At 71.5% G+C, this 13,338-nt stretch carries 7 protein-coding genes and 1 pseudogene; 4 read left to right on the top strand and 4 right to left on the bottom strand.

Going from position 1 to position 13,338, the window contains the following annotated elements:
* Nucleotides 1-43: 43 nt before the first annotated feature.
* Together ACFPL3_RS14490 and ACFPL3_RS14495 are read right to left on the bottom strand one after the other, a co-directional pair.
* Nucleotides 44-1,936, bottom strand: a complete 1,893-nt coding sequence (locus ACFPL3_RS14490) for a CoA-binding protein (RefSeq protein ID WP_343941831.1) — start codon at nt 1,934-1,936, stop codon at nt 44-46.
* Nucleotides 1,933-3,537, bottom strand: coding sequence for an AMP-binding protein (locus ACFPL3_RS14495; protein ID WP_343941830.1), 1,605 nt, complete (start codon nt 3,535-3,537; stop codon nt 1,933-1,935). The genes ACFPL3_RS14490 and ACFPL3_RS14495 overlap by 4 nt, the downstream gene beginning before the upstream one ends.
* A gap of 903 nt (nt 3,538-4,440) precedes the next feature.
* Here ACFPL3_RS14495 and ACFPL3_RS14500 point away from each other — a divergent pair.
* The gene (locus ACFPL3_RS14500) at nt 4,441-4,884 is read left to right on the top strand and encodes an IclR family transcriptional regulator domain-containing protein (RefSeq protein ID WP_343941883.1); all 444 of its coding nucleotides are present in this window, start codon (nt 4,441-4,443) and stop codon (nt 4,882-4,884) included.
* Between the two features lie 32 nt (nt 4,885-4,916).
* Here ACFPL3_RS14500 and ACFPL3_RS14505 read toward each other — a convergent pair whose 3' ends face one another.
* Both ACFPL3_RS14505 and ACFPL3_RS14510 read right to left on the bottom strand, forming a co-directional pair.
* Nucleotides 4,917-7,208, bottom strand: a complete 2,292-nt coding sequence (locus tag ACFPL3_RS14505; RefSeq protein WP_343941829.1) for a hydantoinase B/oxoprolinase family protein — start codon at nt 7,206-7,208, stop codon at nt 4,917-4,919.
* Nucleotides 7,205-9,301, bottom strand: a complete 2,097-nt coding sequence (locus ACFPL3_RS14510; protein WP_343941828.1) for a hydantoinase/oxoprolinase family protein — start codon at nt 9,299-9,301, stop codon at nt 7,205-7,207. Before ACFPL3_RS14510 ends, ACFPL3_RS14505 begins: the two co-directional genes overlap by 4 nt.
* Before the next feature lie 144 nt (nt 9,302-9,445).
* On the opposite strand from ACFPL3_RS14510, the gene ACFPL3_RS14515 reads away from it, so the two are divergent.
* The 3 genes and pseudogenes from ACFPL3_RS14515 (at nt 9,446) to ACFPL3_RS14525 (ending at nt 13,317) form a co-directional block, all read left to right on the top strand.
* Complete coding sequence (locus ACFPL3_RS14515) at nt 9,446-10,969, top strand: FAD-dependent monooxygenase (protein ID WP_343941827.1); 1,524 nt, start codon at nt 9,446-9,448, stop codon at nt 10,967-10,969.
* Nucleotides 10,966-12,597 carry a (2,3-dihydroxybenzoyl)adenylate synthase gene (locus ACFPL3_RS14520; RefSeq protein ID WP_343941826.1) on the top strand — a complete coding sequence of 544 codons (1,632 nt, stop codon included), beginning with the start codon at nt 10,966-10,968 and terminating at the stop codon, nt 12,595-12,597. The genes ACFPL3_RS14515 and ACFPL3_RS14520 overlap by 4 nt, the downstream gene beginning before the upstream one ends.
* Nucleotides 12,594-13,317, top strand: a pseudogene (locus tag ACFPL3_RS14525) (maleate cis-trans isomerase family protein). The gene ACFPL3_RS14520 and the pseudogene ACFPL3_RS14525 overlap by 4 nt, the downstream one beginning before the upstream one ends.
* Nucleotides 13,318-13,338: the final 21 nt, after the last annotated feature.

Genomic DNA, 13,338 nt, shown 5'->3' on the forward strand with positions numbered 1-13,338 from the left:
CCAGGTCCTCGAGGAAGTACGGCTCGTAGGGACGCACCGTGACTCACCGCCCCCGCGCGTCGAAGACGTAGTCGACCGAACCGGTCGCCACAGGCGAGGCGTCTCGGATCAGCTCGAACCGGAACGTCACCAAGCCACGTCGACGCCGCAGCGGTTTGAGCTCGTCGACGGTGAGAGTCAGGGCGATCGGGTCGCCTTCGTAGACCGGTGCGGCGAACCGCACGGACCGGAAGCCCGCGACGGCCGAGGAGTGCGTCCAGAGCCCGAGACGCTGCCCGATGATCGTGATCTGGGTGAGGGTGTGCAGGCCCGCCACGACCCGGCGGGGGTGTCCAGCAGCCCGGGCCGCATCGAGGTTCACGTGGACGTTGTCGCAGTCGTCGGTCTGGTGCGCGGCTGCGGCGTAGTGGTCGAGCGCGGCTGCGGTGACCACGACCGGCGCTGATGTGTAGTTGGCGCCGACGAACAGGTCGTCGAACGTGGGTCGTTCCGGCCCCGGCCGTGGCGTTGGCGCGGCCGGGCCCACTCGGACGGCCGCCAGCGCGGTGAGCGCGTCGTCGACGCCGGTGAACACGGGAACGCCTGTCGCGCCGAGGTCCCGTCGCACATCGATGCGGCTTCCCACCCAGATGACGACGATCGGTTTCGTCGACGCCTGATGGGCGCGCAGCACGTCGGCGCGGATGCGGTCTAGGTCGTAGCCGTCGCCGACCGCGCCGAGCGCGACGACGAGTGCGTCGACCTCGGTGTCGGCGAGCATGGCGGGTAGTGCGGTGGCGAGCAGCGCGGGATCGTTGAGCAGCTGTGCGGTGACGTCCACCGGGTTCTGGACGGATGCGAAGCCCGGTAGGACGTCGACCAGCGCATTCCGCGTGTCCGGGGCGAGCGCGCCGAGATCGAAGCCCGCGGCGGCCGCGGCCTCCGCCACCATCACTCCGAGACCACCGGAGTTGCTGATCACCCCGAGCCTCGGACCAGCGAGCGCCTTGCTCGACCGGGCCAGCTGCCCCACACCGACCAGCTGTGCGATTGAGGAGACCGAGTGCAGGTGCGGTCCGGTCGGCACCGCCGTAGACAAGGCATCCTCGGCGGCGGTGCCCGCGCCGGTGTGTCGCGACGCGGCTGACCATGCGTCGCCGCTGTGGGTGGAGCGGTATGCGACCACTTGTTTTCCGAGCTGCGCGGCGCGCTCGGCGAGTGCGGCGAGGACGTCGGCGTCTCGGACGCTCTCCAGGTAGAGCAGCAGCGTGTCGATGTCGGGGTCCTCGACGGCGGCGCGGGCAAGTCGGGCCACGGTGACGTCCGCCTCGTTGCCGGTTGACGCCCAGTACTTCGCGCCCCCGCCGGCGGCCGTCCAACTGTTGTAGATCATCGCGGCTACCGCGCCGGACTGCGAGATGATCGCGGCCCGCCCCGGTTCCGGGGAGTCGGTCGCGAAGGCTGTGGAGAAACACGGGTAGAAGCCCGTGGCCAGGTTCGCCACGCCCTGGCAGTTCGGGCCGACGACGTGCATCCCGGTCCTCGCTGCGAGCGCCGTGAGCTCACGCTGGAGCCCGGCGCCGTCGGAGACCTCGGCGAACCCGGAGGAGTAGACGATCGCGACCTTCGCACCGGCGTCGGCGCACTCCTGCAGCGCGGACAACACCCGTTCCCGCGGGAGCGCGACGACGACCAGCTCTGCCGGGGTGGGGGTGTCGCGGACCGAGGGGTAGCAGGGCAGTCCTTGCACCGTCCGGTACTTCGGGTTGATCGGATAGATCGCACCACGGAAGCCGAAGCGCTGCAGGTACTGGATCGGGCGGAAGGTGATGAGCTTTTCCGGGTTGTCCGATGCCCCGATCAGGGCGATCGACGCCGGCGCGAAGACCGCCCGCAGCAGGTCGTCATCCAGGCGCGGATCGCGGGGACTCGTCGCGGGCACCGTCGATGCGGTCATGCCGTCAACCTCTCTGCTGCCATCGTGCGCAGGGCCAGGCGCTGGATACGGGGCCCGTTCGCTCCGTCTACGCGGGGGAACTCCGCGACGGGGAAGATCCGGACCGGGACCTTGAACGAGGCGAGGGAGCGCCGGCAGGCGGTGAGTAGCTGCTCCTCGTCGAACCGGTTCGGGTCGGCGGTGCGGACGAAGGCGACGCATCGGGATCCGCGGGCGGTGTCGATTCCGACGACCTTCGCCTCGACGACGGCGGGGAACTCCTCGATGCGTTGCTCGATCTCTGCCGGGTCCACGAGGAACCCGGAGAGCCGCAGCACGTCCTTCGCGCGGGACAGGTAGTGCAGACCGGCCTGCGTCGTCATCGCGATGTCCCCGGTCCGCAGCCAGCCGTCGTCGGTGAACGCCGAGGTGTCGATGCCGTCCCGGCCGAGGTAGCCCAGCATCACGTTCGGGCCGGTGGTCTCCAGCAGGCCGGGCGCATCGAAGCCGAGCAGCTCGCCCGAGTCCGCGTCCCGGACCCGCATCCGGGTGGCGGGGTTGGTCGGCGGACCGCCCGGGACCGCGCGCCGTTCCGGGTCGGCGTCGAGGGGCTGGTGGACCATCAACGCCTGCTGCTCGCTGGACCCGTAGACCTGGAAGAGCGTGACCCCGAACCGGTCGCCGAGGTCGACCAGCTCCCGCGAGTCGTTGCTGAAGGTTGAGAAGCCGATGGCCCGTAGCGAGCCGACCGACTGCCGGTCGGATTCCGCGGCAGCGAGTAGTTGGCGCACGAACAGGTCAGGCCCGTTGGCGTGGGTCACGCGGTGCCGTTCGACCAGCTGGACCGCCGCTGCGGCGTCGAACCGCTGCATCAGCACGACGGTCGCTCCGCCCGCCAGTGCGGCGTACACGGTGTTGAAACCCCACACCCCGCACAGCGGCAACTGGCCGAGGACGACGGCATCCGGCGCGGTGTATCCGAAAGACGCGGCGATGGCGTCGCTGTGCAGGCTGACGCCGCCCTGACTGTGCAGGATGAGCTTGGGGGTCCCGGTCGAGCCCGACGAGGTGAAGACGGTGCTCGGTGTCTCCGGCGTCGCCCGGAGGGGCGCCGTGCGGGTCGGCAGCGTGTTCGCGTCGAGGGACGCGACCCCGTCCGGCAGCGCGAGCCGGCCGGCGCGCGAGATCACCGTGGCCAACTCGACCTCGGGCATTGCGACAAGCTCGGCGACCGTCTCCGAGTCCGCGACTCCCGTGCTCCCCGGATCCACGACGAGGGTGCGCACGTCCGCCGCAGACAGGATCCGCGCGGTCTCAGCAACCGGGTAGCGGGAGTTGATCCCGACCGCGACCGCACCGAGATGCGCGAGCGCGACGTGCGTCTGAAGCCAGAACGCGGAGTTCGGCAACCACAGACCGACCACATCGGCTTCGCGGACGCCTGCTGCGGCGAGCCCACCGGCCATCCGGGTCGCGGCCAGGAGCAGACCCCGGTAGGTCCACGCGCCGCGCTCGTCGACCACGGCGACCCGATCCGGCCACCGCTGGGCGCTGCGCTCGAGCAGCTCGGGAAGCGTCGACGCGGCCTCGGACGCGGACCACTCTCCATTCCTCGGGTCCATCACACTCCAGATTGAGGGGGGTGGGCGTAAAACGCACAGTCATGCGATTAACGCCCAGGACGGTAAGCGCGATGGCTCGAACGGTCAAGCGGGCAGCACCGGTGCAGGTGCTGTTGGCGCCGGCCATCGCGTTCCGTGTGCGTCGGGACGGCGCAGCGGTCGGTCAGGGGCTGCGCCCTGTCCCCCGCATGGGGACCGCCACTGGCGCATCCCGCCACCTGCCTGCGACGCCGGCGACGTCCGTGCCTGCGTTGGTGGGTGATGTGGAAGCTGCACCAGGTCGATTGGCTCATCGCGAAGCGCCTGGTCGGCACCAGTAGGTCGAAGTGATCACCACCCTGCGCAGCAAGGGTCCCCTCGCGCTGCGGGCCGGAGGCGCGTTGAAGCGGATCAGCTCCCCGAGGTCGGCGCCTTGCCCCCGACGGACGCGGCCTCCGCCGGCGCCATGTCCGCGAGCGCACGCACCCGCGCATCCGCGCCGCCAGATCGACCTCGACAGCCGACCTCGACAGCCGTCGTCCGACCCTGCGCACCCATCTCGATCCGCTTCACGGTCCCTGGCCGCGGGCTGAAGCGGGAACGAGCTCCGGTGCAGATACCCCCACGTCCTGACGACCGGCCTTCAGACCTGTTCAAGCCGGCTCCTTCGCACCTGTGGACCAAGACCTTCATTGCGCGTGCTACCGGTTCTTGGCGGGCAACGAATAGACGGGCGCAGTACGACGCCGGCGTTGAGACAAGGCTCTAGCGGAAAGGGCCGACGAGGGGTATCGGTGGCGTCCGCAACGTTCGGCAGGGTTGCCCGGAGGGTCGATGTCAGCTGTTGCTGAAGCGGCGCAACGGATGGATGATCCGGCGCCGGGGTCGAGCTGGTGACCAGCGACGGGGCCCTCGACCCGCCCGCTGCGGTACACGGGGCAGCCCGGCGCCCGCGTGCCGCTGCTGGACTCGGCGATCGGGTGCGCGATCGTGGCGTTCGGGCCCGATCCGATCGCGGAGGCCGCCGCCGTGCTCAGCATCGACACCGACGGGGTGGGCACGTGGGCCGCGGAGATCGATCTGCTCGCCACCCAGTTCCGCGGGTACGCGGTGCGCGACGACCCCCACGACCCTGCGCTGCGCGGCGTGGCGGCGCCGGTCTTCGGCGCCAGGGGGCACGTGCGCATGGGGGTGGAGGTCCAGGGGCCGGTCGTCCGCCTCCCGGAGAGCGCGTTCGACGAGCTCGGCGCCACCGTGCGTGCCGCGGCCGACGCACGGCCCGACGTCCTGGCCGGAGAACGCCGAGAACAGGCCCGTGTCCGCAGTGAGCGCCGGCAGCGCTGGGGCCGCCCCCGAGCAGCCGCATGATCAAACCCGGCGAACGTATGTGGTCGACCGCGCTAGCCGGCGGTCACGGTCGACCGTCCGAGACTGGTGGCGACGTCCGGGTGGTCGGCGGGGACGACCGCGGAGGACAGGGCCGTCCAGCAGGACGGGCAGCTGTACTGCCGGAACACCACCGGCGTGTCGACGTAGTCGCACGCGGTGGCGATGATCTGCGGACCGGCGTCGGTGGGGGCGCCGTCGTAAACCGCGAGGGCCAGCGCGCCGTCGCCGGTGTCACCGAGGACCTCGCCGCAGTGCCTGCACGCGATGTCCGACCCCACCTCGACGAGGTTGTCGTCGATGCGCCTCATCGAAGCCAGGTCCGCCTTGCCGCGGGTCTCGCCGGCGACCCGGGAACGGTCGCGACGCGCGTTCCGCAGCCGCGACCGCTCGGCCTCGGTGGCGGCCTCGTCTCCCAGGACGACGCCGTAGACGGACTTCGCCGCGGCCTCGGTGATCTTCTCCTCCCGCACGTCCCGGGCCACGGCCTCGGGATCGCGGGTCAGCGGGTCACCGTAACCGCCGCCGCCCTGCCAGGTCATTGCGAAGACCTCGCCGGGGGCCAGGTAGCTCGACGCGTAGTTCTGCCCCGGTTCGAGGGTGTCGCTGACCTCCTCGAGCGAGGACGGCATCCGTCCGGACGCGAGGATCTCGGTGACCCGGCTCTGTCGCGCGACCACGTCGAGCCCGCTGTTGCCCGGATGTCCGCCGGCCAGCCCGGCGTTCTGGGCCACGGCCTTGCCCGCGCTCGCGAGCACAAGTCCCATCGGCAGAGACGTGCCGTGCGGGGTGAAGGCGATGGACGCGCCGAGCCCGCCGCGGTGCCGGCCGGGCCCGCCGGAGTCGGGCTCCTCACGCCGCCACAAGGTGAGCAGCGGGTAGAGGAACTCGGTCATCTCGACGTCGGGGACCCGGCCCATCGGGATGCAGAACAGCCCGCCGGTGTCGACGCCGTCGGCGTGCGGTCGGGCGCCGTACCCGCCGGCCATCGGCTCCATCATGATCGACAGGAACGGGGCGGGCTGCTCGCCGCGCTCGTCGAGCCCGGCGATGACGGCGGTGTCCCAGGTGCCGCAGCAGGTTGCCTGTACGTTCTCGCCCAGCTCCAGGTCGCGGTCGAGAATCTGCGACAGGCACTCGGCGATGAGGTTGCCGGTGAGCCAGGCCGGGCCGATCGGCCCGCGTCCGACGGCGGCGGGGAAGGTCGCGTTGTTGAGGGTGCCCTCCTCGGTGATCAGGTCGAAGCAGCGCATCAGCCCGCCTGCCGACCACGGGATGTCGTGGGCCAGGATCGGCAGCAGCGCGAGCATGACCCCGCCGCGCATGCCGGCGTAGGTGCAGTTGATGACGCCGGCTTGCGGGTCGGTGCCGGTGAAGTCGAAGGTGAGCCGGTCACCGGTCTTCGTGGTGCGCACGGTGATCTTGTGCAGGTCCCGGTCACCCTCGTGGGACTGGTCCTGGTAGCCGGTGGCGGTCCAGCTGCCGTCCGGGAGCGATCGGAGCTTGCTGCGCAGCCGGGACTCCGCGTCGGACATCATCCGCTTCATCACGGCCTTGACCGTGTCCGCGCCGTACTGGGCGATCAGCGCCTGCAGGCGCTCGCCGCCGACGTTGTTCGCGCCGATCTTGGCGCGCAGGTCCAGGCCCACCAGCATGGGGACCCGCGAGCGGCGCACCCAGGCGTCGGCGACGTCGCGTTGCAGCTGCCCGCCGCGGACGACCTTGATCGGTGGCGTCGGCAGGGACTCGGAGAAGACGTCCTGCGCGGCGGGGGAGAAGGAGCCGAGGCCGACGCCGCCGAGGTCGGGCTGGTGGGCGATCGCGCTGGTCCAGGCGAACAGCTTGCCGTCGTGGAACACCGGCTGGTAGACGATCACGTCGTTCTGGTGCAGCCCGCCGCCGACCCAGGGGTCGTTGCACAGGAACATGTCGCCCTGCTCGATGCCGGGGTTCTCGGCGCGGTGGCGCAGCGTCCAGTAGATGGCGAGGTCGACGGCCCCGACGAGCATGGTGTTGTAGAGGCCGACCTGCACCTCCTGACCGAGCTCGTCGGAGATGGCGAAGTCGAAGTCGTTGGCGTCGGTGACGATCGGCGAGCCGGACATGCGCTTGAGCGCCTCGCCCATCTCGTCGGTCACCGACCAGAGCCGGTGCCGGATGACCTCGTAGGTGAGCGGGTCGAGGCCGTCGATCTGCTCCTGGGTGACGGTGTGGACCTCGAGGGACGAGGGCAGCGAGCGAGCCAGCTCGTCGGGGTCGACGGGACGGCTGGAGAAGACCTCCGAGCCGGGGATCGACATGGTCATGCGGTCCTCCTGATCGTGAGGTTGCCCAGGTGATCGACGGTGCCGGTGCTCCCGCCGGGGACGACGACCGTGGTGGTCGGCACCTCGACGATCGCCGGGCCCACGAGCTCGTGGCCCGCCCGGAGCTCGCGGTAGTCGTAGACCGGCGTGTCGACGTAGCCGAGGCGGGCGTCGAGCTGCACCGGACGGGTGGTGACGGGCTCGGCCGGCCCGGTCGCCGGTGGCACCTCCGGCAGCTCGGGGCTGAACGGCAGCACCCCGATCCCGCGCACCCGGAACGTGATCGCCTGGATGCCGGCCTCGCGGAAGCCCGCGTCCTTGCCGAACAGCTCGGCGTAGCGCTTCTCGAACGCGGAGGCTGCGGTCTCGATCTCGGCCGTGCCCAACGGGCCGGCGGCGACCGGGGCGGTGACCTCGGCGAGCTGCATCGCGTACCGCATGTCGATCTCGCGGTACAGTTCGACGGTCTCGAACTTGACGCCCTGGCGCTCGAGGCCCGCGCGGACCCGCTGCTCCAGCTCGGCGAAGTTCCGCTCGGCCCGCGCGGGGTCGAACGGCACCGTCGTCGGGTCGGAGAGCTCCGCGGCCAGCACGATGTCCGAGGAGGCCAGCCCGAAGGCCGAGAACGCGCTGGCCACCGGGCCGAGCGGGACGACGACCTCGTCGCAGCCCACCTCGGCGGCGTAGCCGGCGCAGTGGGCGGGGCCCGCACCGCCGAACGCGTAGAGCACGAAGTTGCGAGGGTCGTGCCCGGCCTCGACGACGGTCTTGCGCAGCAGGTCCCCGGTCTGGGCGTTCTGCACGGTGTAGATCGCGGCGGCGGCCTCCTCCACCGACAGCCCCAGTGGCTTGGCGATCTGGGTGTCGATGGCCTGGCGCGCCGGCTCCAGCGAGAGCGGCTTGCGCCCGCCGAGCAACCCCTTCTCCGGCAGGATGCCGAGCACGAGGTTGGCGTCGGTGTTGGTGGGCTCGGTGCCCCCGTTGCCGTAGCAGGCGGGGCCGGGCACGGCCTGCGCGGAGCGCGGGCCGATCCGCAGGTTGCCGCCCGCATCGAGCCAGGCGATGGCGCCGCCGCCGGAGCCGATGGCGTCCACCCGGAGCGTGGGCACGTTGATCGGGTGGTGGTTGATCACCGTGCTGGTGTCGCGGACGGGTTCGCCGTCCACGATCAGGCCGGCGAGGAAGGTCGTGCCGCCGACGTCGGTGGAGATGATGTTGCGGTGGCCGAGTTGGCGACCCAGGGCGACCGAACCGACGACGCCGCCGGTGAGCACGGAACCGACGGTGCTGATGGCCGCCGCCGGAGCCTCCTTCGCGGCCACGGCGCCGCCGTTGGACTGCATGACGAGCAGCGGGCCGGTGAGGCCGTTGTCCCGCAGCGAGGCCTCCAGCGTGCCGAGGTAGTCCCGCAGACCCGGGCCGATCTGGGTGCTCATGATCGTGGTCGCGTTGCGTGCGAACTCCCGGATCCGGGGGCTGACCTCGCTGGAGAGCGCCACGAAGACCGACGGGTCCTCCTCGGCGATCAGCTCGCGCAGGCGCCGCTCGTGGACCGGGTTGCGGAACGACCACAGCAGTGACACCGCGATGGCCTGCACGCCGTCTGCGAGCAGGGCCCGGATCGCGCGGCGGGCTTCGTCCTCGTCCAGTCCGACGACCACGGTGCCGTCCCGGTCGATCCGCTCGGTGACCTCGAGCGCGTGCCGCTTGGGCAGCAGGGCGTGGTCCTTGCTCTGCCCGAGCACGTGCTGCAGCTCGTGCGGCGAGCGGCCGAGGTAGCGGCCCTCCACGTTCATGATGAAGATCGAGTCGCGGTGCCCCTTGGTGGTGAGGAACCCGACCGGGGGCACGTTGCCCATGACCAGGGCGTTGAGCGACGAAGTCGTCCCGTGCGCGATGTGGTGGGTTTCCGCGAGCAGCTCCGGCAGCGTCTTGCTCAGCTGCTCGGCCAGCAGTTCCAGGACGTCGAGCACACCCCGGGAGTAGTCCGGCGGTGTGGACGGGGACTTCGCGGCGAGCACGGTCCCGGCGTCGTCGTCGAGCACGGCGTCGGTGAACGTGCCTCCCACGTCCACGCCGATGACATAGGCCATGGCAGGCGCTCCTTCGCGCACGGAGGTGGCTAACGGATGCGTAGACTATTCAACAGAGCCGATGACAGTCAACCTTGACTTCCGGCTTGCCATGCCGTCGAATACTCAACGAACTAGTCAATCCATGCCATCGGAGGTCCGGTGATGCAGCCACGACGGGTTGCTGTGCTGGGCGGGGGCCCAGGTGGGCTGTACGCCGCGCGCCTGCTCAAGCTCGCGAACCCCGCCTGTGAGGTCCGTGTGTACGAGCAGGGCTATCCCGACGCGACCTTCGGGTTCGGGGTCGGGCTCGCCGGCGGCACGCAGCGCAAGCTCGAGGCCGCCGACCCCGACACGCTGCACGACCTGGCCGTCACCGGCCTCCGCCACGATATGACGATGCGGGTCGGCGACGCGGTCGCCCGGGTGCACAACAGCCGGCTGATCGGCGTCGCGCGCACCGATCTCCTCGCGGTGCTGCAACGGCACGCCGAGAAGGCCGGAGTCGAGCTCGAGTTCGGCGTCCGGCGCACCGCCGACGAGCTCGACGCGGACCTGGTGGTCGCCGCGGACGGGGTCAGCAGCGCGACCCGCGAGAGCGGCGCGTTCGGGGGCCGGGTCGAGGTGGGCAAGGGCCTCTACCTGTGGTGCGGCACCGAGTTCGCGCTCGAGGACGCGATGTTCGCGCCGGTGGAGACCGAGTACGGGGTGTTCGTCACCCATGCCTACCCCTACTCGGGAGGCCGGTCGACCTTCCTGATCGAGACCGACGAGGAGACGTGGCGACGGGCCGGGTTCGATGCCACCACCGCGGCGCTGGAAACGGCGGGCACGCCGTTCGACGCCTCCGACGAGACCTCCCTGCGGTTCCTGGAGCAGGTATTCGCGCAGCAGCTGCGCGGCCACCCGCTGATCGGCAACCGGACCCGCTGGCTGCGCTTCCGCACCGTCCGCTGCGATCGCTGGGCGGACGGCAACACGGTCCTGCTGGGCGACGCCGCGCACACCGCCCACTTCTCCATCGGCTCGGGCACCAAGCTGGCGATGGAGGACGCGATCGCGCTGGTGGACGCCCTGCGCGAGGCGCCGGACGCCACCACCGCGTTCGCCCGCTACGAGGGGGTCCGCCGGCCCGCCGTCGAGCGGCTGCAGGAGCTGGCCCGGCGCAGCCAGCTGTGGTGGGAGTCCTTCCCGTCACGGACCGGGCTGCCGGTGGAGCGGCTGATGGTGGCCTACATGTCCCGGGCCGGGAACGTGCTGCTGGACCGGTTCGCCCAGACGAGCCCGGACGTGGTCGAGGCTGCCCTGCGGCAGTTCGGAGGCGAACCCGCACCCGAGGGCGAGCTCGCCGACTGGGTGCTCGACCGGCAGCTCGTCCACGGCGACCGGACGTTCCCCGACCGCACCGCCGTTCCCGAACTGGAGCGGCTGGAGGTGGACCTGCGCGACCCCTGGTCACCCGAGGGGGACGCGCTGGTCGCACGGGCCCGGGGGACGGGCGGGGTGCTGGTCACCGGACCGGCGGCCCGCCCCGCCCTGCTCACCCGGCTCGACCTGGCCGAACGAGTCCGGTTGGAGACCGGCGTCCTGACCGCGGTGGAAGGTGCGGCCGCGCTGCGCGACGATCTCGTGGCCGGGTTGGTCAGCGGCCGCACGGACCTGGTAGCGCTCATCGAGGAGCCTGTATGACACTCGTCCCGTATCCTCCGGACGCCGTCCGCCGCTACCGCGAGGCGGGCCTGTGGGGCACCGCAACGATCGCGACCGAGTTCCACCGGGTCGCGCGCGCCCACCCGGACCGCGACGCCGTCGTCGCGCTCGAGGGGCGGCTCACCTTCGCCGAGCTCGACGCGCGGACCGACCTGCTGGCCGCGGGCCTGGCCGGGCTCGGGCTGCGCCCCGGTGATCCCGTCCTGTTCCAGGTCACCAACCGGCTCGATTCCGTGGTCACCTGGTACGGCGTGCTGAAGGCGGGGCTGGTTCCCGTCGCCACGCTCGCCGCGCACCGCGGGCACGAGATCGGCGAGATCAGCCGCCGCGTCGGTGCGGTCGCGCACCTGGTCGAAGCGGGGCTGCGCGGTTTCGACCTCGTCGGTTTCGCGGAGGAGCAGCGACGCGGCCACCCGACGCTGCGGCACGTGCTCGTGGTAGGCGACGACCCGCGGGGCCATTCGCTCGCCGCGCTCGGCGGTGACACGGACCCGGCCGAGGCCCGCGCTCTGGTCGAGAAGATCCAGGCGGGCATCGATCCCGACGACGTCGCGGTCCACCAGCTCTCCGGGGGCACCACCGGCGTGCCCAAGGTGATCCCGCGGCTGCACGCGGAGTACTGGTACAACGGCGCGGAGTACGCCCGGTCCTGGGGCTGGACCGCCGAGACCCGGGTCGCGCACCTGATTCCGATCATCCACAACGCCGGCATCGTCTGCGCGGTCCACGCCCCGCACAGCGTGGGTGCCTGCCTGGTCCTCGGCACCCCCGACCTCGACGAGTCGCTCCCGCTGCTGGCTCGCGAGGCCGCCACGCACGTCCTGATCGGGCACGGGCACTACCGCGCCGTCGACCACCCCGACTTCGACGCCGCCACCAAGGCCGTCACTCAGATCGTCCTGTCCGGGGCGAAGGTCCCGCCCGCGCTGTTCGAGGCCCTGGAGGCCCGCGGGCTCTGGTCGGGACAGCTGTTCGGGATGGGTGAGGGGCTGTTCCTGACGACCCGGCCGGGCGCGCCACGCGAGGCGCGACTGACGACGGTGGGAACTCCGCTCTCGCCGCTGGACGAGGTGCGGATCCTCGAGCCCGGGTCCGAGACCGATGTCGCGGACGGCGAGGTCGGCGAGCTGTGCGCCCGTGGTCCGTACACGCTGCACGGCTACTACGACGCGCCCGAGCACAACGCCCGCGCCTTCACCGCTGACGGCTTCTACCGCACCGGCGACCTGGCCGCGTACGGGAGGATCGAGGGCCAGCGGTACGTCTCGATCGAGGGTCGGATCAAGGACCTGATCAACCGCGGTGGCGAGAAGATCAACACCGAGGAGGTGGAGCTGCTGCTGCTGCGCCACCCGCGGGTCGCGGCGGCAGCGGTCGTGCCGATGCCCGATCCGCGACTCGGTGAACGGACCTGCGCCTACGTCGTGGTCGACGGGGCGGAGCTGACCCTGCCGGAGGTGCAGGAGCACTTCGCCGCGCTCGAGGTTGCCAAGTTCAAATGGCCAGAACGCATCGAACACCTCCCCGAGATCCCCCGCACGCTCGTCGGCAAGACGGACAAGAAGCGCCTGGCCGCCGACATCGCCCGGAAGGTGAGCACCTCGTGACCCATCGGATCGGGCTGGTCGTCCCCAGCTCCAACGTGACCGTCGAGACCGAGATCCCGGCCCTGCTCGCGCGGCATCCCGACAGCTTCTCCTTCCACTCCAGCCGGATGCGGATGCACCAGGTGTCCCCGGAGGAGCTGAAGGCGATGAACTCCCAGCGCGAGCGCTGCGTCGACGAGCTCGCCGACGCCCACGTCGACGCCCTGCTCTACGCCTGCCTCGTCGCCCTGATGGCGCAGGGCCCCGGCGAGCACCAGCGCGTGGAGAAGGCCGTCCGCGAGCAGCTGCCGGACGCCGCGGTCCTCTCCAGCGCCGGTGCGCTGGTCGACGGGCTGACCGCGCTCGGTGCCCGCCGGATCGCGCTGGTGACGCCGTACGTGCGCCCGCTCGCCGAACAGGTCGTGGCGTACCTGGAGGCCGAGGGGTTCACCGTCGTCGACTGGGTGGCGCTCGAGGTCGGGGACAACACTGAGGTCGGCTGCATCCCCGGCGAGCGGGTAATGGACGCCGCCCGTGGGCTCGACCTCTCCGGCGTGGACGCCCTCGTCATCTCGGCCTGCGTGCAGATGCCCTCGCTCGACCTGGTCGCGCCGGCCGAGGAGGAGTTCGGGCTGCCGGTGCTCTCCGCGGCCACCGCGGGAGCGTACGCGCTGCTGGACCGGTCTCGGCCTCGAGGCGGCGCTGCCCGGCGCGGGCCGGCTGCTCGCCGGGGACAGGTGACCCCGGCCCCTACCATCAGCG

The sequence above is a fragment of the Pseudonocardia zijingensis genome, assembly GCF_042657305.1.
GTDB classification, from domain to species: domain Bacteria; phylum Actinomycetota; class Actinomycetes; order Mycobacteriales; family Pseudonocardiaceae; genus Pseudonocardia; species Pseudonocardia zijingensis.